28 protein-coding genes are annotated in these 24,268 nt (G+C 32.7%); 1 reads left to right on the top strand and 27 read right to left on the bottom strand.

Annotation, left to right across the window (positions count from 1 at the left end):
• Positions 1 to 5 precede the first annotated feature (5 nt).
• The 15 genes from KHA98_RS14300 to KHA98_RS14230 form a co-directional block, all read right to left on the bottom strand.
• On the bottom strand, positions 6 to 1,523 hold the full coding sequence (locus KHA98_RS14300; RefSeq protein ID WP_213258604.1) for a phytoene desaturase family protein: 1,518 nt from the start codon (positions 1,521 to 1,523) through the stop codon (positions 6 to 8).
• A 3-nt stretch (positions 1,524 to 1,526) separates the two neighbouring features.
• Positions 1,527 to 5,207, bottom strand: a complete 3,681-nt coding sequence (locus KHA98_RS14295) for a 1-acyl-sn-glycerol-3-phosphate acyltransferase (protein WP_213258603.1) — start codon at positions 5,205 to 5,207, stop codon at positions 1,527 to 1,529.
• A 230-nt stretch (positions 5,208 to 5,437) separates the two neighbouring features.
• Positions 5,438 to 6,622 (bottom strand): DUF2062 domain-containing protein, encoded by a 1,185-nt coding sequence (locus tag KHA98_RS14290; RefSeq protein ID WP_213258602.1) that lies wholly within the window; start codon positions 6,620 to 6,622, stop codon positions 5,438 to 5,440.
• A gap of 18 nt (positions 6,623 to 6,640) precedes the next feature.
• Positions 6,641 to 7,126 (bottom strand): hypothetical protein, encoded by a 486-nt coding sequence (locus tag KHA98_RS14285; protein WP_213258601.1) that lies wholly within the window; start codon positions 7,124 to 7,126, stop codon positions 6,641 to 6,643.
• On the bottom strand, positions 7,123 to 7,500 hold the full coding sequence (locus KHA98_RS14280; RefSeq protein ID WP_213258600.1) for a hotdog family protein: 378 nt from the start codon (positions 7,498 to 7,500) through the stop codon (positions 7,123 to 7,125). Before KHA98_RS14280 ends, KHA98_RS14285 begins: the two co-directional genes overlap by 4 nt.
• 5 nt (positions 7,501 to 7,505) lie before the next feature.
• Entirely contained in the window at positions 7,506 to 8,135 is a 630-nt protein-coding gene (locus KHA98_RS14275; protein WP_213258599.1) for a porin family protein, read from the bottom strand.
• A gap of 25 nt (positions 8,136 to 8,160) precedes the next feature.
• Positions 8,161 to 8,796: a hypothetical protein gene (locus KHA98_RS14270; RefSeq protein ID WP_213258598.1), complete on the bottom strand. Its 636-nt coding sequence runs from the start codon at positions 8,794 to 8,796 to the stop codon at positions 8,161 to 8,163.
• Positions 8,762 to 9,388 (bottom strand): outer membrane lipoprotein carrier protein LolA, encoded by a 627-nt coding sequence (locus KHA98_RS14265; protein WP_213258597.1) that lies wholly within the window; start codon positions 9,386 to 9,388, stop codon positions 8,762 to 8,764. The genes KHA98_RS14270 and KHA98_RS14265 overlap by 35 nt, the downstream gene beginning before the upstream one ends.
• Positions 9,389 to 9,445: 57 nt before the next feature.
• Positions 9,446 to 10,252, bottom strand: a complete 807-nt coding sequence (locus tag KHA98_RS14260; RefSeq protein ID WP_213258596.1) for a hypothetical protein — start codon at positions 10,250 to 10,252, stop codon at positions 9,446 to 9,448.
• Positions 10,253 to 10,269: 17 nt separating this feature from the next.
• Positions 10,270 to 11,073 (bottom strand): polysaccharide deacetylase family protein, encoded by an 804-nt coding sequence (locus KHA98_RS14255; RefSeq protein WP_213258595.1) that lies wholly within the window; start codon positions 11,071 to 11,073, stop codon positions 10,270 to 10,272.
• The gene (locus tag KHA98_RS14250) at positions 11,070 to 12,134 is read right to left on the bottom strand and encodes a beta-ketoacyl synthase N-terminal-like domain-containing protein (protein ID WP_213258594.1); all 1,065 of its coding nucleotides are present in this window, start codon (positions 12,132 to 12,134) and stop codon (positions 11,070 to 11,072) included. Before KHA98_RS14250 ends, KHA98_RS14255 begins: the two co-directional genes overlap by 4 nt.
• On the bottom strand, positions 12,134 to 13,333 hold the full coding sequence (locus KHA98_RS14245) for a beta-ketoacyl-[acyl-carrier-protein] synthase family protein (protein WP_213258593.1): 1,200 nt from the start codon (positions 13,331 to 13,333) through the stop codon (positions 12,134 to 12,136). Before KHA98_RS14245 ends, KHA98_RS14250 begins: the two co-directional genes overlap by 1 nt.
• Positions 13,334 to 13,422: 89 nt before the next feature.
• Positions 13,423 to 13,680, bottom strand: a complete 258-nt coding sequence (locus KHA98_RS14240) for a phosphopantetheine-binding protein (RefSeq protein WP_017496902.1) — start codon at positions 13,678 to 13,680, stop codon at positions 13,423 to 13,425.
• A gap of 2 nt (positions 13,681 to 13,682) precedes the next feature.
• Entirely contained in the window at positions 13,683 to 14,300 is a 618-nt protein-coding gene (locus KHA98_RS14235; protein ID WP_213258592.1) for a beta-ketoacyl-[acyl-carrier-protein] synthase family protein, read from the bottom strand.
• 24 nt (positions 14,301 to 14,324) lie between these two features.
• Complete coding sequence (locus KHA98_RS14230) at positions 14,325 to 14,939, bottom strand: hypothetical protein (protein WP_213258591.1); 615 nt, start codon at positions 14,937 to 14,939, stop codon at positions 14,325 to 14,327.
• 44 nt (positions 14,940 to 14,983) lie between these two features.
• On the opposite strand from KHA98_RS14230, the gene KHA98_RS14225 reads away from it, so the two are divergent.
• On the top strand, positions 14,984 to 15,169 hold the full coding sequence (locus KHA98_RS14225) for a hypothetical protein (RefSeq protein WP_213258590.1): 186 nt from the start codon (positions 14,984 to 14,986) through the stop codon (positions 15,167 to 15,169).
• On the opposite strand, the gene KHA98_RS14220 is transcribed toward KHA98_RS14225, so the two are convergent.
• The 12 genes from KHA98_RS14220 to KHA98_RS14165 all read right to left on the bottom strand — a co-directional run bounded on the left by KHA98_RS14220 (position 15,140) and on the right by KHA98_RS14165 (position 24,158).
• Entirely contained in the window at positions 15,140 to 15,721 is a 582-nt protein-coding gene (locus KHA98_RS14220) for a Fic family protein (RefSeq protein ID WP_213258589.1), read from the bottom strand. The genes KHA98_RS14225 and KHA98_RS14220 overlap by 30 nt on opposite strands.
• Before the next feature lies 1 nt (position 15,722).
• Positions 15,723 to 16,862: a beta-ketoacyl synthase N-terminal-like domain-containing protein gene (locus KHA98_RS14215; RefSeq protein WP_213258588.1), complete on the bottom strand. Its 1,140-nt coding sequence runs from the start codon at positions 16,860 to 16,862 to the stop codon at positions 15,723 to 15,725.
• Positions 16,863 to 17,020: 158 nt separating this feature from the next.
• Positions 17,021 to 17,470, bottom strand: coding sequence for an acyl-CoA thioesterase (locus KHA98_RS14210; protein ID WP_213258587.1), 450 nt, complete (start codon positions 17,468 to 17,470; stop codon positions 17,021 to 17,023).
• Positions 17,445 to 18,728 carry an ABC transporter permease gene (locus KHA98_RS14205; protein WP_213258586.1) on the bottom strand — a complete coding sequence of 428 codons (1,284 nt, stop codon included), beginning with the start codon at positions 18,726 to 18,728 and terminating at the stop codon, positions 17,445 to 17,447. Before KHA98_RS14205 ends, KHA98_RS14210 begins: the two co-directional genes overlap by 26 nt.
• A complete protein-coding gene (locus KHA98_RS14200) occupies positions 18,718 to 19,416 on the bottom strand; it encodes an ABC transporter ATP-binding protein (protein WP_213258773.1) in 699 nt (232 codons plus the stop codon). Before KHA98_RS14200 ends, KHA98_RS14205 begins: the two co-directional genes overlap by 11 nt.
• 61 nt (positions 19,417 to 19,477) lie before the next feature.
• The gene (locus KHA98_RS14195) at positions 19,478 to 20,476 is read right to left on the bottom strand and encodes a BtrH N-terminal domain-containing protein (protein WP_213258585.1); all 999 of its coding nucleotides are present in this window, start codon (positions 20,474 to 20,476) and stop codon (positions 19,478 to 19,480) included.
• Complete coding sequence (locus KHA98_RS14190; protein ID WP_213258584.1) at positions 20,476 to 20,880, bottom strand: hypothetical protein; 405 nt, start codon at positions 20,878 to 20,880, stop codon at positions 20,476 to 20,478. Before KHA98_RS14190 ends, KHA98_RS14195 begins: the two co-directional genes overlap by 1 nt.
• A 9-nt stretch (positions 20,881 to 20,889) precedes the next feature.
• Positions 20,890 to 21,207: a hypothetical protein gene (locus KHA98_RS14185; protein WP_213258583.1), complete on the bottom strand. Its 318-nt coding sequence runs from the start codon at positions 21,205 to 21,207 to the stop codon at positions 20,890 to 20,892.
• Positions 21,207 to 21,665 carry an ABC transporter permease gene (locus tag KHA98_RS14180; RefSeq protein WP_213258582.1) on the bottom strand — a complete coding sequence of 153 codons (459 nt, stop codon included), beginning with the start codon at positions 21,663 to 21,665 and terminating at the stop codon, positions 21,207 to 21,209. Before KHA98_RS14180 ends, KHA98_RS14185 begins: the two co-directional genes overlap by 1 nt.
• A gap of 8 nt (positions 21,666 to 21,673) precedes the next feature.
• Positions 21,674 to 22,105, bottom strand: coding sequence for a hypothetical protein (locus KHA98_RS14175; RefSeq protein ID WP_213258581.1), 432 nt, complete (start codon positions 22,103 to 22,105; stop codon positions 21,674 to 21,676).
• Complete coding sequence (locus tag KHA98_RS14170) at positions 22,105 to 23,238, bottom strand: beta-ketoacyl-ACP synthase III (protein WP_213258580.1); 1,134 nt, start codon at positions 23,236 to 23,238, stop codon at positions 22,105 to 22,107. The genes KHA98_RS14175 and KHA98_RS14170 overlap by 1 nt, the downstream gene beginning before the upstream one ends.
• A gap of 17 nt (positions 23,239 to 23,255) precedes the next feature.
• A complete protein-coding gene (locus KHA98_RS14165) occupies positions 23,256 to 24,158 on the bottom strand; it encodes an NADPH-dependent FMN reductase family protein (protein ID WP_213258579.1) in 903 nt (300 codons plus the stop codon).
• Between the last annotated feature and the right edge of the window lie 110 nt (positions 24,159 to 24,268).

Genomic DNA, 24,268 nt, shown 5'->3' with positions numbered 1-24,268 from the left:
ATTCCTTATTCAGTCGCCAGATTAATTTTATTGATCAGATATTCTTTTCCAACAATTTCAGAACAGGTTACAACGGCTCCAATTGTCACGCCCAAAACCCCGTGCATATTAATACTTTGACCTGTAAGATACAGATTTTCTACTTTAGTTTTAGACGGAATCAAAGTCTTCATTGGGTTTCCGGAATCTTTAACATAACCATACATGTTTCCGTTATCACCGCCAATATAATCGCGATAAGAAAGCGGAGTAGAGGTATGAATTGATTTTATACAATCTCTTATTCCGGGGAATTTTAGTTCTATTTCGTCTAAAAATTTAGCCGCTTTTCTGGATTTGAATTCTTCATAACTTTCGCCACGATCATTGTTTTCGACAGTGGTATTAAAGGTTTCTGTCCAGGGTAAAACATCATCAAATTTCATGTACGTTATAAAAGTCATTCCGTCGGCCCAGATCTCATCTTCTTTAGAAGCGTTCATAGAAGCCATGTATGTTTTTGGCCAGGAATTTTCATCGTATTCGTGTGCCGTCCAGACTTCGCTGCTATTTTTAAAATGATAATAATTATGATTAATGTATTTGAACGTTTCAGGTTTAAAAACAAGATATAAACTGAAAGCAGAAAGTACGCCTTCAAGATTTTGAATTCGATTAAAAAATGGTTTTCTGAAATTTTCTTCACCTGCCATTTTCAAAGTCGTTTTGGGTTCGATATTCGAAATAAAATAAGTGCCGGAAACCTGAGTTCCGTCTTTCATCTCAACAAAATTTACTTTGTGGTTTTCGACATCAAAACGAGTAACTTCTCTGCGTTTATAAAATTCTCCGCCGTATTTTTTAAGCTGTTTTAAAAGCTGTTTCGTAATCTGACTTCCTCCGTTAATACAACGCCACGAACTTTGAATATACGAATTGACGATTAAGGCATGAACGTAAAAAGGAGATTTATCAGGAATACCCGCATACAAAAAATTAGAACCCGCCAATACGGCTTTTAGTTTCTCATTTTCAGTAAATGAATCAATTGTTTCTTTTGCATTAAGAGTCAGTATTTCAGGATCGTATTTGCCTTCCCATTCTAAATTATAGAGAGGAAAAGAATTACAAATCGTTTTTAAATTCTCGCAGTATTTTTCAATATTTTCTTTTTCTTCCGGAAAGTATTTGCTTAGTTGCTGTATAAAATTTTCATAACCCTGAGCATGCGGATATTCAGTTTGATCATCATCAAAAGAAATAATATCAAAAGCATTTTCATCTAACTTTTTTAGATTTAGCTTATCGATAATTCCTAAATATTTGAAATATTGATGTAAGTTCTGACCTTCATCCAGACCCCCGATATAATGAATTCCGGTATCAAAAATAGTTTTATCACGAACAAAAGTCTGGAGATTTCCTCCATACTGATTGTTTTTTTCGAGTACACAAACGCTGTAGCCTTCTTTCGCCAGAATAATAGCAGAAACCAATCCGCCCAAACCGCTGCCTACAATGACTACATCGTAATGTTCTTTCATTTTTTAATTTTTCTTAAATACAATCAGACCGTTTTCTTCTAAAACAGAATCAAAACCAAAGTTAGTTATTGTGTTTTTTAAATGAGAACAATCCACTAAAATTACGCAAGAAGTTAAAGCAGCAATTTTTAGAATATTGTCTTTATAGTTTTCATTAGAAATTAAAACAACATCATATTGATCGTCCAATGTCATTTCTAAAGTATCAGCATACAAGATTTTCCTTTTTTTACCGATATAATTTGTTTTGGCAACCTCTCGTTTTTCTTCATCAGCAATAAACGAAACTATTTTTCGCTGTGGTTCCTGTAGACCTAATAACACATCCAATTGCCCATAATCATTGGCTAAATGCAAAATTTTGGCTTTCGCCGAAATAGCTTTGTTAAGCTCAAAGTAAAGCTCTAAATGTATTTTTAAATCTTTTTTTACACTGTTTACAATTTCAATTTCTTTGTAATCGTAACTATGTAGTAACATTGGTTTAAAATAATCAGGGCCTTCTAATTCCTGACGAATTTTTTTAAATTCTGCTTTAAAAAACGCACTGATTAATTTGGTTCTTTCGGCGTAATTTTTTCCAAATGAAAGGTTTTCGGGAGTGATTCTTTCAAGAATTGAAACCGTAAGATGGCTTTCATGAATTACAAAATCCCCTTTCGGAATTGCCTCTGAAGCACCATGAATTAAAACCGGAAGGATATCTAAATTAAATTCTTCGGCAAGATAAAAAGCGCCTTTGTGGAAACGTTTGATCTGATTACTTTCTGATCGTGTTCCTTCAGGAAAAATCATTAACGAATAACCTTCTTTTACTTTTTGACGTAAGTGTTCTACACCGCCTTCGATTCCGTCAGAAACAGGATAAAAACCGGCTTTTCTAACTGTTGCGCCAAAAATTGGAGAATTGTAAACCCAGTCGTTTACCAGAAATATAATTTTTGGACTCAGCATTCCCATCGATAAAATATCGACAAACGAAGAATGATTAGCGATTATGATTGCTGGTTTTTCGAAATTCTCATTAAATTTATTAATGACTCTTTTAGTAATAAACGGATTTGAATACAACACCGATTTCATGAATTTTGAAATAACATATCTAAAACCGCGCATTTTTGTTTCTGCCTTTATCGGAAGAATCGGCATGATGATTAGACTGAAAAGCGACATTACCAATCCGCCAAGACCATAATAAGAAAAGGAGATAACTCCCGAGATTAAACTTCGTAACTCAAAAGGGGCATTTCCTTTTTTGGGTCTGTTGGACAAAAACACTTTAAAAAGAATCGGGTAGAAGATAAACGTAATAATCAGTGCGGCAAAAACCCCAATTAATGAAACTGACGAAATAGATCTCAAAGCAGGATGTTGAGCAAATATCATGGCGCCAATTCCTAAAATAGTGGTAATAACAGCCAGAATAATTGAAGTTCTGTAAATCGCAATTTCATTTTTTCCGGTGGTATATTCTTTTTGCAAAGCACTGGTCATGAAAATACTAAAATCGACTCCGTGACCAAAAATCAAGGTACAGACAATCATACTGAAAATATTCATCTGAATGCCAAAAATGCCCATAATTCCCGCAGTTACAATTCCCGTTAAGGCAATTGGAATACAGCTTACAATTACCAATTCAATTCTTCGGAAAAAGAAAAACAAAATCAGAATTACAGCAACGAAAGAATAATTAACAAGCGAATTAAAATCGGTTTTCAATGTACTGAAAAAGGTTTCATTCATTTGCTGACGATCGATAGCAATTAAATTATTTTTGGCTGAAGTAGATTTTACAAATGCATCACGTTGTTCCGGTTTTACTTTTACTAAAGTCGAAATCGTATAAAAACCATTTTTTTCAGTTACAAATTCTTTCAATTGAAGCGCCTGAATTTTTAAATATTCATTGGCAGAAATCGGTTTGAAATCAAAATTTAAATGCTCAAAAAAGGCTGTGTAAGTGGTGGGTTTAAAGCCAAGTTTTGAACCTTCAGAAATTAACTGTGATTGTAAAAGCTGTTTTTTATTGGCATCCCAGAAAGAATTCCATTTTGCGATTTTTTCAAGTTGTTGTTTCTGCGAAAGCATAATTCCTCCGACAGAACTAAAGTTTAAGATTTTATTTTGCTCTTTTTCTTTGGATAAATCGGTAAAAAACTGACTGTTGTTTTGTAAAACTTCGTCCATACTTTTTCCGTACGAAGCCACATAAATGGTTTTGGAAGTTAAACTGGTGCTTTCTTCCAGCTGTTTTTCTGCCGCTTTAATGTCTTTTGGAACAAAATTTAATTGCGACAAATCATTATTAAAACCAACATTGTTATAAGTAAAACAGCAAACAATCGTAATTAAAACACAAAACCCAATCAGGAATTTATTGTTGTGAAAGGAGAAATGTGCCAGTTTATCAATCACATTTTTCTTGTGCTCAAAATTGTTTTCTTTTGGTTTGTACAAATGCGGAACAATTAAAAGAGAGAAAACTCCGGTTGCCATTACAATTACAGCTGCAAAAATCCCTAAATCATTTAAGGCATCAGATTTTACAAAAAGCAAACATAAAAATGCAACAGCCGTAGTAGAACTGCTCATAATTACAGGCATCGTAATATCCTTGTACAATGTTTTTACATCGCTGTTATGCTTGTAATGTGTAAGAATATGAATGGAATAATCGATCGTAATTCCGAGTAAAATAGAACCAATCCCGAGTGAAATAGCTGAAATCTGTTCTTTTACGAAATATAAAAAGGCAACTGCAAACAAGGCTCCAAAAACGGTTGGAAGAAAAATAATCAGCGGAATTAATATTTTTCGATAGAATAAAATCAGAATCAACATTAGCGTGATCATTGCGATTGTTGTTGTCAAAACAATATCACTTTTGATTTGAGTAGCATTTGCAACCGCAATCAAAGCCGATCCAAAATAGCTTACAGAAGTTTTGCCTTTAAATTTATGATTTAAATTTTCCTGAATCGATTTTAGTTTTTCGACAAAAAGTGTATTTTTTTCTGTTTCGCTTGACGAAATATCAGAAGTAATAAAAAGCAATAATTTCTTTTTGTCCTTGGTCATGACAAAACCATTGTCAAGCGTAAAATCGTCACCAATATTTAGTTGTTGTAATTTTTTTAAAGCGATAAAAGAAATCCCAAGTGGATCCTGCAGAATAAAATCTTTGGTAATAAATCCGGATGGAGAAATAATCGATTTGTAATTGCCTTCAACGGTTGCTGCAATACTGTCTTTTTGTAGTTTATTCTGAATGGTATTATAATCTTTGTTTTCCAGAAAAAGAGGCAGATTATTGTAAACAAAATCAATAGTTTCCTGAATATTTTCTTCGTCAACTTTTCCCTGAATTCCGGTAATGTAAGGTTTGCAGGTTTTAGAAACGCTGTCCGAAAAAGCGGCTGCCATTTCTTTTAAATCTTCTTCAGAACCGTTTTTTTCGAGCTTGAAAATTACAGTGGTTTTGTCAGCAAAGTTTAATTGCTTGAGGACTTTTGCTGTTGCATCTGCTTTATCGTTTGTTGGAATAAGTTTGGTAATATCCTCTTCAAACTTGATTTGAGATGCAAAAAAGCCAAATATAAAAAGCATCAAAAAAGCCAAAAAAACCGAAAGTGATTTTCTTTTATTTACAAATAAATGAATGGCGTAGAAGTATTGATGCATGATTATTGCTTAAATTTTTTTCAGCCACGAATTTCACGAATTTTCACGAATTAATTATTACAAAAATTATGAAATTGTCTTTTTGCTATAGATTAAAGTATTAAAAATGACTTTAGTTTAGTTTAAGTTGCAACGATTACAATTTTAATTGGTGAAAATTCGTGAAATTCGTGGCAAAAAAAACTTTGTAGATCATTTATCGCGATAACTATCGGGAGTGGCAAAACTTTTTAAATATCCGTTTTATTTTTGGAGCTAAAAGTAGTCAAAAGTAAATAACTTATTAAACCAACAATAAGCGCAGAAACGGATGCTAAAATAAGACTTCCTACGATATATTGCGTAGCATTTTTCTGAATATCGTCTAATGTTATCGAACTGTCTAAAATTAAAGGCGCATCGCTTGAAACAAAAATACTCCCTATTTGTAGTGAAGCATAAATTATAAAAGGAATAAAAGGCGGGAAACTCACATTTGAAGTTAGATAAGCGATAACTTTATTAAGCTTAAATAAGGCCGCGAATGTAAAAAGCAAAATAGTCTGAAATCCCCAAAAAGGCGAAAGGCCAATAAAAATACCTAAAGCAATTGCTGCTGCTTTTTTAAAGTTCGAATCTTTGCTCTCTAAAATGTCTTCGAGAAAGAATTTTTTAAAACCTTTTTTTTTTGCTCTTCTAAAAAAATCTCTTGGTTTAATATACAGTAAAGCATTGGTCACCAAAACAGTATTTAAAATACTAATTCGGGTAAAATCCCGAAACGGACGAAAATGCGAAACACGTTCTGCCGGATCATACAAAACCTGAATCGGAATATTTTTAACCACAATTCCTTTCCACGCCGCACGCACAATAACTTCAATTTCAAACTCAAATTTATTGGTGTAAAATTGTTTTGGGAGTAATCGTAACGGATATAATCTAAAGCCGGACTGAGTATCTTCGAGTACAATTCCAGTTTCAAATTTGAACCAGAAATTAGAGAATTTGTTACCAAAACTACTTTTCTTCGGCACATTTTCCTGCGTCATATTTCGGCTTCCAATCAATAGAGTATTGGGTTCATTTTGAATTGCTTCAATAAAAACAGGGATATCTGATGCAAAATGTTGTCCATCAGAATCGATCGTAATAGCATATTCAAAATTGAGTTCGATCGCTTTTCTAAAACCATTTCTGAGCGCTCTTCCTTTTCCTATGTTTTTAGGATGATGAATTTGTGTAAGCTGAGTATATTGTTTTAAAATTTGCGAAGTCTCATCTGTCGAACCATCATTGACGATAATAATATCTGAAGTGAAATCTAAAATAGAATCCAATACTTTTTTTAACGTTTTCTGATTATTGTATGTTGGTACAATAACACAAAACGAAGTGGTATTAAGAAAGTCGTGTGGGGTTAAAATAGATTTCATCTGGAGTTTTGCTTTCGCTTACTTCACGAACTGTTTCTCTTTTTCAGAAAAACTTTTAGATTGTAAAATAAAGTCTTTTAAATATTCTTTTAAAGCATTGCTTTGTTCGGCATAATGCTCTGTTAGATATTTTTTGTCTTCTTTAATATTCTTTTTGTAACCTGTAATTCCGGGTACATTTTCCTGAATACTCAATCGGATCATTCTGATTTCGATATTGTTTGGTTCACTTTTTATAGTCGATTCAAGTAATTTTGCACCTTCTTTAAAGCGATCCATTTTGTCCTGTAATTTCTTTTCGTACTTTGAATCCAACAAAATCGAAGCCGCTTTGTAAGCTACTAAAAGTTTATCATCACTGTTAGAAACACCTGCCATTTTTTCTGAGAATTCTTTTGCATTGCTTTCCGATTTTGTAACGCCGGTATACAATTTTCTAATAGTTCCAAGATCTGGAGTAGCGGCAAAATTTACCCACAAAAGTAAAGTCAGTAACAGTTTCATAGTTCCAGTTTTTTGTACACATTGCTCAATTTTAAAGCAACAGTATCATTAAAATAAGTGGTATTTTTTACTTTAACCAAATTTTCTTCGGTTGAGGTAATGTCCAGTTCCAAACGTAATTCCGGATTTGTTTCCGGATTAATCAATGCCATAAATTTTACATTGGCAAGCGTCTGAATCATTAAAGTTTTCTCTGTAATTTTTTCAGTAAGTTCTTTAATAATCTGAATCATGCAAACACCCGGCATAATTGGATTTCCAGGAAAATGCCCTTTGAAAACTTCATGATTTTTGTTTACCAGAATAGTAATCGTATGCTTGGAATCTCCCGTTTTTTCTTCTGAAAGAACTTTATAAAAGTCTTTTAAAACCATTTTTTTTATTTTGTTTTAAACGTATAACTAATTCCAAACTGGAAAACCTGGTTTAGAATTACATTATCATAATAGTAATAATCGTTATTATTATTGTGGTAATCAAGATCATCATAACCGTAAATATCGATTAAACCTTGTTTAAAACGTGCTTCAAAAGTTAAACCGTTTGGTAATGTATATCCAATTCCGCCCGTGAATGCAAGATCAACATCAATAGGATCATAACCATAACGACCAAAATTGTCATCTGTTTTTAAATCAAGCGATGGACCCGCTAAAATGTGAAAACCACTTCCGTGGAAATTAAATTTTGCTACAGCACCGACAGTAATATAATTTAGATCATATTTTACTTGTCTGAAAGAAACATAATCATCAGGACTTATAGTATATTCTCTTCCTTCAGAACCTTGTCTTGAATACGTTAATTCAGGCTGAAGCGTAAAATATTTATTGAATTTTATTTCGACCAAACCACCAATGTAATAATCAGATTTTACATTATTATCATCAATATTAGTTAATCTCGCAAGGTTTAAACCACCTCTTAAACCGGGACTAACTTTTACTTGTGCCTGTGATGATATTAGAGCCGCAAATAAAGCGAATGTAATTAAGCTTATCTTTTTCATGTTTGGTAGGGTTTAATTTGGTTTTTTATTCTGATTTAAAATAATTCAGCTCAATTTTCAGCTTGATATTTTGATGCAAAATGACAACTTTTTTAGCAAAAGTATCGTTTTCTAAAGTAAAAGTAAATGTTATTTTTTCTTTTGTTTTAGAAGAACGCACTACTTTTTCTAATTTCTGATCTTTTTTCGAAAAGAAAAGATAGTTGTCGCGTTTCCCGTCTGCCGATTTATAAATGTTATTTTCTTCATTTTCGAATTGCTCCTGAATTAAATATTCGTTTTTCAAAAGCAGTCTGAAATCTTCTTCCAGCGTATTAATCAGAATTTTTCGGTCGAGTTCAGCAACTATTGAATTGACTTTGAAACTGTTCTGCGAAATTTCTAAATCCATCAATTTGTTCCCGAATTCAGTTGTAAAAACAACACGATGTGTAGTATCGTTTATTTTCTTGGCAATAAAAATTCCGGACATTTCATGACCATAAACCGTAATGTTGGTTTTATAAACATAATCTGTTTTGGCGTCAGAGAAATAAGGAATCTCAATCTTGGTTTTATCTAATGTTTTAGGCGTATAATTTTTCGTGACCGAGCCACAAGAAACTAAAACAATTGCCAGAAAACAATTAATTAGTAAAAACTGAATCGTCGATTTTTGCATTGATCACTTTATTTTTAAGTACAATTCGGGTATAATCTTCAGATGATTCTAATAATTTTACCTGAACTACAGTTGCTTCTTCTTTATCAAATGTCAGCTCGATTTGTTTGATGTATTTTTTCAGCGTAGCATCTTTAGGAATAAATTTTGCCAGATTCTGACCTTTTAATTTAAAATACGAAATCGTAAATTCTTTGTCATCAAACATATTTCCACTAACACTTCCAATAATCAATTTGTTGATGCGGGCAAATATTTTACTATTGCCAATATCAACCGCGCTTTTCTTTCCTTCATCGTTAATCAGGATTTTTCCGTTCTTAAAAACAATACTGTAATTGTATGGTTTTTTGTATTGCCATGACAATAACGCCGGTTCCTTAAAAACCATTTTTCCGGAAGTTTCAATGTCTTTCGATAAAAAATCTAAATGTTTGTACTGAACAAAATCGGTACTTAAAGTTTTGATTTTTTTGGCCACTACATTTACATCTTGTTTAAAAGAAGCAATTTCAGCATCCGTCATTTTTTGTTCCTGAGCGAACAAACTGCCTGAAATAAATAGAATTAATAGCGCTATTTTAGTTTTCATATTTTTATAAATTGTTTGACAGATATTTGATTTTAAAACCTGCTTGATTTAAAATTATTAAAAAGAATGCAACCTTAAAATTGTACCAGAATAATTATCTAACTTTTCTCTTAGATCTAAGAAATAGTAATAAATGCTTGCTAAATTAATTAAATCATCTTCTCGACTTAATAAATCACTAAGCTCATCTGGATAAGAAACAGAAGATAAATGCATGGTATTTCTTCTAAATTCTAATAATGATGGTAATAGATTTATTGTTTCTATATTAAATTCATAGGTTATCATAAATTCTTTTAAAGCTAGTTCATGATAAGATTTTCCGTAATTTAAATTTATCTTTTCAATTTCTTTTTGAATTTCTGTATCACTTTCATCTTTATAGTAATATTTATTAAGAAAAAGAAATAACTCTCCTGTAAAACAGATCCCATATTTTAAAAAATCATTAAATTCTTCTGATTTACATATAAAACTTAAATCTGTTTTTTGGCATTCGTAATCATTTAAAACACTATGAAATTTTCTGACTGGTGTTTTAGAAGGTATTTCAAAAAACAATTCCATTCCGCAATTACTCAGTTGATTATGAAGTTTTTCTTCCTGGTCTGTATAATTTAAATTAGAATTTAGAGATTCAATCCTTCTGTAAAACCAATAAAAGATACTCATAAATTCATCCCTTGATAATAATTCAATATTGACTTCAATTTTTTTTAAAATATCATCAAAAATCAATGATTTGTTCGAATGTTTATTAATGTATTCTCGATATGAAAATTCATCTTTAACATTAAGAAAATGAACTAATTTAATTTTAGCTACATTAGGGTTTAGTTTTAAAAAATATAATTCTTCAGCCATTTTCGTATAACTATATATTAATCTAATAAATTACTTTTATCAGAGTCAGTTAAATAAGCCTTAAGTTTCAAAAGTTCTTCCACAGAAACAACTTCATAATTATTTTGCTGTAAAAATTGCAAAAACTGTTCCAGTACCAAAACAGAATGTGGAGCAGTATCATGCAAAAGTACAATTCCGCCGGGAGAAACCCTTTTTTTAATCCGATTCAAAATGAGTTTTTCATCTTTTATCCCTCCATCAAGCGAACGGATATTCCAGCCAATAACTTTGTGTCCGGTTTTTTTTAAAGCTCTGCGAATGGAAGGAGTAGTAACTCCGTAAGGCGGACGAAAGAAGTTTATTTTTCCAGAAGTAAATTTTTCCAGCAATTTATCTGTTTTACGAAGTTCATCAGTTATTTTCGCTTCATGATAAAAATCGAAAAATTTAGAATGCGAATAAGAATGATTTCCAACTAAATGACCTTTATCAATCACTTTTTGAAGAATTTCCGGATGAGCTTCAATATTTTTTCCAATACAGAAAAAAGTGGCTTTGGCATTATACGTTCTTAAAAGTTCTAAAACTTCTAAAGTATAAATGCTCGGACCGTCATCAAAAGTCAAAGCGATTTTTTTTTCGGTTTCCGATGGATTATTGCAGAAGGCTTTTACGTGATAATTGGAAGAAATTCGGGCAGAACCGAAAGCATTTATTCCGATCCAAATCAAAATAATCAAAACAAACCACCAAAAGTTAATTGCCGTATAAAGATTCAGTAGATTCAGAATAAGCAATAAAAAAATAAAAAAGAGTGAGATGTTTTTATGCGTTATCATTTTGAAAGCAACGTAAAACTATGATTTTTTCCATTTACCTGATTGTATAGTAAAATGGTTTTGTATTCTGATTTTGCAACCGAATTTACTTTTATAATTTCTGGAATTTCCTGCGTTTTTAAAACTTTAGAAGCCATCCACAAAGCAAAAGCCGAAGCCGTGTCGTATGCGCCGCTTAAATGTTTGTAATAAAGCTGAGGTGTTTCTATGAAAGTATTTTCGGCAAGATTCTTATAATAAAAATCAGAATCTGCGTTTCCGTCAAAACCTAAAACAACAGCGTCAAGATCTGAAATTTCTAAATTATTTGCCTTTAGAAAATTGACAATGGCAGTTTCAACCTCATTTTCTTCTAATGAATTTTGTATGTCAACATCTAAGATTTCGGCATATGTGTTTTCTTTTCGTTCATTTTCTAAAACAAAAAAACTAGCACCTTCACCATAAACAATACCACTTGAATTTGCATTTAAAACTTGAGATGGAAGATCATTTTCTTTTTTAATTCTTCCGGCCAATTTGAAAAGTGAAATTGTATAATCTCCATTTTCGTCAACACCACCAACTAAAACTGAATTGGCTTCGTCTTCTTCAATCTGCATTTTGGCATCCAAAAGCGCCGATTCAAAAGAAACCGCACCGTTTACATACGTAAAATTATAGCCTTTGCATTGTAAAGAAAGTGCAATTTGAGCACCAACCGTATTATGAGTCGATTGAATAAACGAAGTTGGAGTTAAAAACTCTTCGTTATTATCCAGAATATTTTTCAGGAATTTTTCAGAATCTTCTATACAGCCCAAACCTGTTCCGGTAATGATCGCGTCTACGTTTTCAACATTTGCATCTTTCATTGCCAAAGCCGAAGCTACGATTCCGTTTTTTACCCCTTTTGCCATTCTTCTGATAGCAGCGGGAGAAATATACTCTTTGTATACCGGTGAAACGATAGAAAGTACTGTTTCATTTTGGTTTACAATGGCTTCTTCTAAAAAAACAGTATCAAATGTTTTTTGAGTCGAAATACAGCCTACTCCATTTATATATGTTTTTTTTGTCATTAGCTTTTTGAAAATATAAGGGTAGAACAATTTCCTCCAAAACCAAAAGAATTGGATAAAACGTGTTCGATATTTTTGTTTTTTAAGGAAGTCTGCGGTTGAAGATCAAATTCTTCCATCGGAGTTTCGAAATTCAAATTCGGATAAACCACATTATTCTGAATTGCCAAAACACTATATACGGCTTCAATTGCAGCTGCGGCCGCTAAAGTGTGTCCGGTAAAAGGCTTTGTAGAACTGAAATCCGGTACTTTTTCGTTTTCATAAATTCGAAGTAAAGCTCTTCCTTCAGATAAATCGTTATTTGGAGTTGCCGTTCCGTGTACGTTGATATAGTCAATTTGAGAAGGTTGTAAACCCGAAACTTCAAAAGCTTTTTTCATCGCCAAATAAGCGCCGTCTCCATTTTCTGAAGAAGCAGTTTGATGAAAAGCATCGTTTGCATTTCCGTAACCGGAAACTCTTGCTAATACTTTTTTGTTTTGCTTAGCCACAATTTCATCCGATTCTAAAACTAAAAAAGCCGCCGCTTCTCCAAGATTTAAACCTTTTCTGGTATTGTCGAAAGGTTTGTTGTAATCGTCAGATAAAATCATCAGAGTCTTAAATCCGTTGATGGTGAATTTTGCCAAAGCATCTGTTCCGCCCACAATTACTCGATCTAATTTCCCTGTTTTGATTAGTCTTGCGCCCAACATAATTGAATTTGCTGCCGACGAACAGGCGGTACTTATAGTAGTAACGATTCCTTTTAAACCTAATTCGTCTGCGATTTTTTGCGCTACATCACCACCATCATGACAAGTGATAAATTTTACCAATTCCGGTTTTTCGAAATAATCATAATAATGTTTTTCCGTCATATCCATTCCGCCCACGCTAGTGGCTGAAATAAGTCCGGTTCTGAATTCGTTTATTGATGAAATTCCGGCATTTTCAACAGCTTGTTTTGCTGCCAAAGTACCAATCATAGCGGTTCTCGAAAAATTATTATTTTCAGAAAGCTGTAATTCAGCAATCAGTTCGTCATTGGTTTTTTTGATTTCACCAACTTTTATAACATCAGCATGAACCGTCGGAATATTTTCAATACGGGAAATACCGATTTTATTTTCGATCAAAGAAATATAATTTTCCTCGACTGAATTCCCAATCGAAGAAATAATTCCCATGCCCGTTATTGCAACACCTTTTTTCATTTTAGACTTCTTAGATTTTTGGATTTTTAGACTTCTTAGATGAAAGACTTGTCTAAAAAGTCTAAAAATCTAAGCCAGTCCAAGCAGTCTTATTTAGTTCTGTTAGCGCTAATATAAGCTGCCATAGTTTCGATAGACTGGAAAATTGTTTTTCCTTCTTTCGGGTCAACTAATTTAATTCCGTAATCTTTATCCAGAATCACGATCAATTCAAGTGCATCAATCGAGTCTAAACCTAAACCGTCTCCAAACAAAGGATCGTTATCAGCAATGTCTTCAATTGCAATATCTTCAAGGTTTAAAGTAGTAATGATTTTATTTTTTAATTCTTCTTTTAATGCTTCCATGATTATTTATTATATAATGTATTGATAGTATCTTTTGTATATTCTGTGTTTTCTTCCTTGCTAATAATACAAAGAAAAGCTTTGTAATTATTATCAAAATATTCTGTCCAGCCACACAAAACCATATCGGCTTTGTTTGTGTTTAAGAGAATATCTGAATAGTTCGACATAAATTCAGCGTTGAAAGCATCAAATATAAAGAAAGAATTTTCACTTTTCAGCTGATGACGAATACTTATTTCGCCCAGACAAATATTTGGCAACGTATAAACAAAAACCGCCGGACTCGGAAAATAGTTTTCTTTGTCTGAAATCGATTCCTGATATTTTACGTCGGTATCTAAACTTGACGATTTATTGGCCAAAACCAAAGCAATATTATTTTCCTGTTCCTCAGAAACAATCGGACTCAAAAGCAGTTCTGATCCTAAAAAAGCCAGTTTGCTCAAAGCATCCATTTTGAAAAACTTTGGATATTGAATTTCGAAATTTCGATATGCTTGTTTAGAAAAATCGGCAAAATCGGTTGGTTCAATTTTGAATACAGAAGTCCCGTTGAGAACAATTTCGTTGTTTTCTATTTTGATGTAGGAATGAATATATGTTTTGTTTTTAGTCATTGTTTGTTTATTGTATACTTGAATTTATGAAACCCAAGTACTATAAATTTTTGTAATATGCCATTTACCGGATTTATTCTCAATTTTAATTGTAAATCCGCACCCACATTTTCCTCCGCCACAAGAAGCACTTGCATCTAAAGTTCCGGATGTTTTTTCTTTATTAAAATTAATTCTGTGAACGGTAATAGTGCCGACGGGCATTTTGCTTTTTTTATCATTGATATCCCAAAGTCTTTCTGGAGGAAATTTAGAGATATATTGAAAATCAAATTTTTTATTGTTTTTGAAAGGAGTTAAATCAAATTTGCTATCATTAATTCCATTGCTTACCACAAAATCATGAACACCAATTAAAATTCTGTGTTTATCTTTTTTAATACTGTCTTGTTCAAAATTATACCTTTTTAAATTGTCATGATATCCAGTAGTATCTTCCTTATTGGTTTTAAAATCTAATCTTGGCATTGGTGGAGGAAGCATAGTTCTTCTATCCATATAAACTGAATCTACAATTTCGAGAAAGACACTATTCAAAACATCTGTTCCAAATTTGGATTCGTCAAACACTTCTTTCTTTTTACATCCAAAAAGAGAAAGAAGAATTAGAGTTATATATATGAATTTTGATAGTTTCATTTAATATGTTACTTATGTTGAAAATTAACTAACTTTGTCAAGTTATGAAATTCTACGAAAAATATCCACAATTAAAAAACAAGACTTTTTTATCAAAGGTGCTTGCTGATACCGTATTTTCTACAATGTCATTAGAAGAGCAGCAAGTTTCGAAAAGTAAAGTTGTTAAAATTGTCGATGCCATTTTAAAAGAAAAAGAATTAAAAGGAAATCAGTTCTTCGGTAATTAATTGGTTTAATAATTTATAATCTCCATTATCAGCTAGTTTCATGGCGTTAATATAAAATTTTCTGCTTTCGCCTTCTCTATGATATAATTCCAATGGCTGATATCCAAATTTTAAAGCGATAAGATTCATAAGAATCCTTCCGGTTCTTCCATTTCCATTATTAAACGGATGTATTCTTATAAACTCATAATGAGCATAAACTAAGCATTCAATATGATCGTTTTGAGTTTTAGAAATGGAAATTTTAAAATTCAAATTATCCAAAAATTGAAACATGGCTTGTAAAACTAAAGTAGGTTTTGGCGGAATAAGTTGCCCAACTGAAACTTCAGTTTTTCTCCATTTTCCAGCCCAATCGTAAAGTTGTTCAAAAGCAATTTTATGAATTTCAAGAATAAGCATTGTAGAGATTTCAACATCAACTTCTAATTCAAAAGTATAAAGTTCAGCTTTAGCAATACCTATCGCTTCAATTTCGTTGATTTGATTTTTATCTGTTAAACCTAATAAATTATCATCAGGAAACGGTGTCCAATTCGTTTGATTTTCCATACTACCTTACCTTTTCAAAAACCACAGCCGTATTACAACCTCCAAATCCCGAAGCCGTTTTCAGGAAATAATCAATTTTCTTTTCTTGATTTTTCTCAATCACATTAATAGTTTCGCTTACGCCTATTTCATCAAAACCTTTTGATTCAAAAAGCATATTTTGATTCGCAGATTCTATTGCAATTACCGTTTCTAACAATCCCGATGCGCCTAACGTATGACCGTAAAATCCTTTTAAACTATTGATAGGAACATTTTGCAAATCTAAACGATTTAAGGCAATCGCTTCCATTTCGTCGTTGAAAGGCGTTGCGGTTCCGTGTGCTGATATATAATCTAATTTGTTGGTTTCAATTTGAGCTTCTTTCAAAGCATTTTGAATACTTCTAAACAAACCTTCGCCTGTTCTTGAAGGACCAGAAATATGATTTGCATCGTTTATCGAACTATCTCCAATTACTTTTATTTTAGCATTTCTGGCTTCCGCCGAAACTAAAACCGCAGCCGTTGCTTCTCCCAAACTTACACCCGTTCTATTTTGAGAATACGGTTTGCAAGGCAAATCGCTCATTGCCTGAAAAGCATTAAAACCAGACAAAACAAATTCGGAAACTTCGTCGCCAGCCACAACAAAAATATTGTCATAAAGCTCCGACTGAATCATTCTTTTCGCAACTGAAACGGCTAAAATTCCAGAAACACAAGCATTTGAAACGACAATTGGCTGTGTTTGAAACTTGAAAAAGTCTGCAACATTTTTTGCCAAAACATCTAAATGTGCGTTATTGAAATTTTCTTCAGATTGATTTTGCAAAGCTGTTACATTTCCTTTTGTAGTAGAAAGTATAAAAGCAGTTTTTGAGTTTAATTCAATTTTAGAATTTTTAACAATTGGTTCTAAAGCCAAAATCATCATTTTCTCTAAACGGGAATATTTCGTTTCATTGCTGATTTTTGTAAAAGCACTGTTTATTTTTTCATCAGAAATAATAGAAGCATAAAATGAATTCGGCATTAAAGAAATTTCATCATGAAGTTGAATTCCAGAATCGCCACGAAGAATTGCTTCAATGTTGGATTCCACATCAAAACCTAATGGCGTGATACAATTTGTTTCGGTAATGTATATTTCTCGTATCATTTTATGTTTTATTTCCTGCAAGGTTTTCAAAACCTTGTAGGTGTTTTATTTTAGAGCTTTATATGAAAAAGGTTTCACGCAGATTTTGCAGATTAAGCTGATTTATTTGATTTCTATGTATACCTACAAGGTTTTGAAAACCTTGCAGGAAACGTGTTTTACTTCAACAACCCAACTTTTCGTTTCCATTCCTCATAAAAAGGAGGATTTGTCAGCATTAAATTTCCTTCTTTATCCAAAAAAACCTGAACTGTTTCACCAGTGCAAGCCACGTCACCTTTAGCATCAATAATTTTAAAGCGGTAAATCATTTTTGCGGCTGGTGTATCAACAACCGTTGTTTCGATAGTTACAACATCGCCGTAACGAAGCGACAATTTATGTTCACATTTTGATTTTACGATTGGTGTTGTATATCCCGTTTTTGCAATATCCAGATAAGTAAGACCATGTTGACGCCCAAAAGCTTCACGTCCATCTTCAAAATAGGTAATATAATTGCCGTGCCAAACAATCCCCAACGGATCAGTTTCGTTAAAACGAATTCTGATTTCGTGAGAAACCGTCAAGTCTGTGGCTTCGTTATACTGTTCTTTTCTTTTTGTCATAAAATAATGCGATGGAAGTTGTGATTATGAAAAACAAAAATAACAAACTTATTTTTGGAATGATTTCAAGGAAAGAGGTATTACGCAATAAAACGTCATAAAAAGCTTCTAATCCCCAATTCATAGGTGATGATTTGGCAATGATTTGCATAATTTTTGGCATGGCAAAAACCGGAACCCAAACTCCGCCAATTGCCGCTAGAATAATAACACTCGTTGCGCCAAATGGTGCCGATTGTTCCTGAGTGCTGGCAACGGTTCCTAATAAAATTCCGAATCCAATTGCGGCAAAACCTGAAAATAAAGCTACGACACTCATTAAAAATAAATGTCCTTCAATATTTAATGGAGGAAGTCCAATATGTGGGAAAAGGAAAATCGCAACGGCAACCATCATATAAAACTGAATCATACAGATTACAGAATAAGTGATAGTTTTACCAATAATGACAACCAAATTTGAAACCGGATTGGTTAATAATCGAACAAAAGTTCCTTGTGATTTTTCTTTTACAATATTGATTGAAAGCGGAATCACAATAAAAAATATCGCAAAAAGTGTCCAGGCCGGAACGTTATGTTGTACCGAATTTGGTAATACTTCTTTGTTGTTTATTTTCGGAATTATTTCTTTGAACGTAATAAAACTCTTTTGATCAAATTGAGTATTTTCTTCGCCTAACTGATTCTGAAAAGTCGTGTAAATTGATTTGGTTTCGATTTGAGAAATCATTTTGTCAATCGAACTCATGACTGAGTTTTTGAAACTCAACTGAACCGCCGGGTCAAAATACAATTTCACTTCTTTTTGCTGAATTGCTTTTGGTTTTTCAGGTTTTGCAATTGAATCCGTGAAGCCCATTTTGCTTACAATATTCTCTACATTCTGATCAACTTTTGCTTGCAGATCAATGCTTAAATTTTTCGGAATTATAATTGCTAGTTGGAATTTTCCTTTGTATACATTTTCTCTGGCAATTTCTTCCGTGATTGGTTTATTGTCAATTTGCGTTACAACACTAAACAACTGGCTTTTTTCCAGATTATCAAAAACGGTTTTTGAAACGGAACCATTATCATTATCGACTAATAAAATGGGAATTTTATTATCGCTGATGGTTTTAAAAGTGCTGTCCTGAATTAAAGTCACCGTAATTACCAAAACCAAAGGCATGATAAATAAAATAATTAAACCGCCTAAATCTCTTTTTAATAAAAGAAATTCTTTTACTATTGACATCCAAATTTTATATATCATCTCTCAGTTCTTTACCGGTTAATGAAATAAAAACGTCTTCCAGGTTTCGTGCATTTTCTGTAGAATCAATTAAGGTTTTCGGAGTTCCTTTTGCATAAATCTGACCTTGATCTAAAATAGCAATAGTATCACATAAATCTTCGGCTTCGGCCAAATGATGAGAAGTATAAATAATTGTAGTTCCGTTTTGATTCAGAACTTTTAGATAATCCAAAATTGCATTTTTTGACTGAACATCAACACCAACGGTTGGTTCATCTAAAAACAAAACTTTTGGATTGTGCAGAATTCCGGCAATCAGATTTACACGGCGTTTCATTCCGCCAGAAAAAGTCTGAACCGGTTTGTCGGCAAATTTTAATAAGCCCAAAAGATCTAAAGTTTCGATTACTTTATCTTTTAAATAGGCACCTTTCAAACCGTACATACTTCCAAAATAGTGCAGATTTTCTCTTGCCGTCAAAGTAGGGTATAAGGCATATTCCTGAGGAACAACGCCAATAATTTTTTTGATTTTAAGCGAATGACTGGAATAACTTAAATCATTGATCGTGAAATGTCCGGAAGTGGGTTTTACCAAACCACAAAGCATGGAAATTAAAGTTGTTTTTCCGGCTCCGTTTGGTCCAAGCAAACCAAAAATTTGTCCTTCGTTAATCTCCATCGAAACATCGTTCAAAGAAAACATTTCTGCTTCTTTGTATTTCTTAGAAAGAGATTCTATTTTTATAATGGAATTCAAAATATAATTAGCTGATTGCTTTTTTTAGTTTTTTGAAAAAGATTTCTTCGCGATTCGCAATGTCCAGAAGTTCATCGGCAATTGCGTTGTAAGCATCTTCTTTGGCACTTCTGTTTTTATAAATTCGGGAAGCTTCAACGGCAAAATCACGCCAGGAATCGCCAATTTTTGTCATTTCTTTAGAAAGATTTTTCAATTCTTCATTATTCAAAATAACCGATGCTTCTTGTAAAAATGCCGCATAAATAAATCGGAAGCCACCGCCGCCTGTTCCAATTTCTTCCTGCATACGAACCATCTGAGCCAAATAATGATTGGCTTTTCGAACGCCGTGTTTTTTAGGCCATTGTCGAATTCGGCGCGAAACCATTTTAATTCCGCGAACACCAACAATTGGCATTGGTGCCAGCATATCGCGACAGGTATTTTTGATTCCTTTGATAATCGCACTTTTCAAATCAACATTGCTTGGAATCTGAATTGGATAATACATTTGACCTCTCGGTGCAAAAGCACCTTTGGCAAAACGTACTTTATCCATTTCTTCATGTGTCAAAGTAGTAACGGTTTCCATTACCGGATCACTGATTAAATAATCGGTTTCGGTTTTTCCGTAAACGACTAAATTGTGCGCGTTGAAGTGAAAACGATATTCGTCAGGGAAATAACTTAAATGGTAAACACCAACTTGTAATCCTGTTGGGATATTATTTTTTAGATTTTCTTCCAACGCTTTATTGGCATTGCTTACCGAAGAAAATTTTTGTCTTTTTATTTTTAGATTTAAACGATTTGCGACTTTATTAAAAATTTGTCCAGGCAATGTTCTGTAACTGATTGCCGGTGCATGATTTACTTTTAAAAAAGGCAAATACACGAAAAAAAGTCCCGAACCAATTCCGAAAACCATCGGTTCGCTGATATTGAGTCCGCTATTTTTTAAAAGGTTTGAAGCTACTCCGTTTTCACAATGAGCAGATTGATGATGTGTAAAAGTAACTTGCATTATTTTGAGATACTATTTTTTAATTCGGCAATTGAAATATCAAAAGCGTCAGCATATTTTTGTAAAGTTTTGTCGTTTAATTTAGCAAAAACAGACGGTTTAAAATGTCTTTTTACACGCCATTTCCACATTTCTACATAACCGGCAAGAATCGAAAGATCCATTTTGTTAAGTTCCATATAATAACAAATCGGACTTAATTCTCCGTTTAGAACTTGCTGTTTTGCTTCTTCTGCGCGTTCTTTTATGTCGTCAATCGCGTTAGAAAGTGCGATTGCTTTTGGTTCCCAGCCTGTACTCAAAGCGGTTGTATATTCACCGTTTTCGTCTGTGGCGTAAACCAGTTCTTTAAGATTCTTTTTGCTTAAATTTCCATCGTGCTGTGGTACATTATCCTTTTCCATATACTAAATTTAATTTATTAGATACATACAAGCCAATGCTGCAGATATACTAAATATTAAAAAACCAAGATTTGCGAAAGCTAAACGTTCTTGTTTTTTCACAAATAAATAAAGCATTTCAATTACTAATCCCGAATAAAATGCAAGAGTTATCATTAACTCCATAATAAAAAATCCTAAACCACTATCAAAATGTCTGTGTCCATTTCCGTCGCAATGTTTATGAGGATCATTAGTGAAATACCAAAATAAGAAAACCAATCCAAATAAAAGTATTAAAATCCCAATTCGGGTTACTAAATGTAAAAGGATTTTTTTTGAACTCATTAAACTGAAATCGTCTTTTGAATAAACAAATTAATTTCGCATTCTAAAAGTGTTTTATTTTCGATTGAACTCTGACAACTCATTGTACATAAAGTATAATCATCGCCGACAAATTTTGAAACTAAAGTTGCTTTTGTTGTTATTGTGTTGCCAACTTTTGGCAATAAAAATATCTTTAGATTTTTTATGGCGCTGATAAAACCAATAACGTTTACGTTTCCATTTTCTGTGCCGTTTTCATCAAAAAAATATTTTTTACCCACGATCGAAGAACAAGTCTGAGCTGTGTTTTCGATTAATCCCGCTTCAGTAAAAATCCCGTTATCAACAAAAATATTGTCTTCTTCGATTAAAAAAATAGTTTCTACGAAGTTAGTATCGATATCTAAAATCAAATCGACCATGAGCATGGGAGCTCGATGAGGTAAGTAATTTTGTATTTCAACACCAGCCGTCATATTTTGTTTTATTTAGCTAAAACGGTTTTCATTTGTCCGCTAGCAATTTCTTCATCGTTTAAAAAAGTTACAATATCAACTAAAGTAACTCCTGCAAATTCCTGTAAAATGGTAACATTTGATAGAATCGTGTCACCAATTTCAGGTAATTTTTTTATATCAATCTCTTTAATTGAGCCAATATATCCGGTTGGAGCGGTTTCATTTTTCAAAAAAAACTGATAACCGGTATGTAAGGCAACAGATTGTGCCATATGTTCGATTAAACCTGCTTCTAAAAAAGAGTTTCCTTCTAAAAAAATATTTCCTTCCTTAATATTGAATCCGGAAACTAATGTCGTTTCTGTATAAGAATACATACGATCTATCATAACAAAAGGAAACTTTTGCGGAATCAGATTTTCGACTGCTTCTTTATCCAGAAGTAAAGAAATATTCATTAGCAAACCGTTAAATAGGCATAAGCAAATGAAAAACGGCCACTTTCAGGAACAGATAATAAAATTTTATCTCCTTTTTTTAATTTTCCTGAATGCATTAATTCTTCAAGTGCAATATAAATTGAAGCCGATCCAACATTACCAACTCTTAAAAGGTTCATAAACCATTTTTCGTCTGTAATGATAATTCCTTTTTCGTCTAATCCTTTTTTAAGTCCTTCAACAAAAAAGTGAGAGGAAACGTGTGGTAAAAAGTAATCGACATCCTGAGCCGTAATATTGTGTTTTGCCATAGCATCACTCATACTTTCAACCCCTTTTGGCAGAATAAATTCGTCCAATAATTTTACATCCTGTTTTACGGCAAACACAGATTCGTTTAACCATTGATCCGGTCCGTAATTACTCCAAGGTTTTATATCTCCGTTTTCTTGTTTGTCTCCTCCGGCATACATACAGGTTTCTAATTCGTAAGCATACGAATAAGCTTCCATCCATTCAATTTTTAATGAAATTTCTCCGCTAGGTTTATTTTCCAATAAAAATGCTCCGGCGCCATCAGACAACATCCATCTTAAAAAATCTTTTTTGAAGGCAATTATAGGCTGCTCTTCCAGATTTTTTAAATTGATGATTTCGTGATTGTATTTTTGTGCAGAAAGCCAGGTAGAAACTTTTTCAGATCCTGTGCAAATTGCATTGTTTGAGTTTCCTGATTTTATAGAAAGAAAACCGTATTTTAAGGCATTCATTCCAGAACAGCAAATTCCCATAGATGAATTTAATTCGACAGATTTATTTTTCAATAATCCGTGAACCATTGCAGCGTGCGAAGGTGCTAAAATATCCGGTGATGAGGTACCACAAGACAGTACTTCTAGATCCTGATCTGTAAATTTTTCATCAAATAACTGTAAAACGGCATTTCGGGTAAGCTCCGCATTGGTATGTGTGCTTTTTCCGGCTTTGTCTACAGCATAATATCGGCTTGTAATTTTATTATTGCGCAAAATAATACGCCTTGCTTTTGAAGCGGTGTCATTGATTAGCCCTAAATAATTCTCCATTTCATCATTTGAAACAGCTTCATTTGGCAAATACTTTGCGGCTTTGGTAATATATACGTCAAACATAATCTAAATATGGTCTTCTAAACTCCCTGATAATATTGAGTTTGTCTTTTTATGGTTTTGAACTTTAATGGATAGGTAATAACATGCAATATATATACTATTGGTGAGATTAACCATATAGCAAGGAATAAATAAACATAAAATAATTTAAGAAGTACTTTTCTGTTTTTATTGTTTTTATGAATGAAATTAGACCATTTATTAAATATTTTGTTAGCTGTTTTGTCAACGGTAACTAAATATGGACTGATTTTTACGGCTCCAATTTCGGCTAGTTTTGGCTGTAAAGTGTCTAATTTGTTTTGTTTGAATTCTGAAAGTATAACTTCTCCAAATTTATCCGATTCCTGAATGTCTTTATCTGAAACTCCGGGTAAAGGGAAAAAGCCTAAATACCTTTTCTTAACACCCGAAAACATCCAGTTTACAATCGTAATCACACTGATTAAATTTCCAACGCGATCAACCAACGCTACATTTCCTACCAGTTTTGCATTGGCTTCTTTCAATAAAACTTTTACTTTTTCCTGCGCCATTATCCACATGTTTCTTGAACCGTTTATGGTAATAACCGGGGTGTTGTTGAGAATGGATTTTGCTTCGGGACTTTTTAGAAATGAATTCATAGGAATCGAAGGCGATAAATACCAAACCTGATAATGTAAAAGAACCAAATCAAATTTTGTGTTTAAAATCTCATCTGAAACGGGTTTTAAAGCTGTTGGGATTTGCAGAAAAGATTCCGGGAAAGCATCAAAAAAAGTGGTTTTATTCCACGGAAAGGGAAAGGGTTTTTCTAATTGAATTTCGTGAAAAGTTACTTTTATATCCTCCGAATTTAAAAAGGGTTTGGCAATATTACGAGCAATAGACTCCAGTTGCCCGGATTGAGAATAAAAGATAACGAGAACATTTTTCATTTAGGGTTATTTGCTTTGGTTGCAAGCAAAAATAGGTAAATTTATTTAAACGAATTTTCTTGTTTTTGTTTGCCACGAATTTCACGAATTTTCGTAAATACAAGCGCAGA

The sequence above is a fragment of the Flavobacterium branchiicola genome, assembly GCF_018383905.1.
Taxonomy (GTDB): Bacteria; Bacteroidota; Bacteroidia; order Flavobacteriales; family Flavobacteriaceae; genus Flavobacterium; species Flavobacterium branchiicola.
The sequence above is the reverse complement of the archived record's forward strand: the minus strand, read 5'-3'. Positions and strand labels throughout refer to the sequence as shown.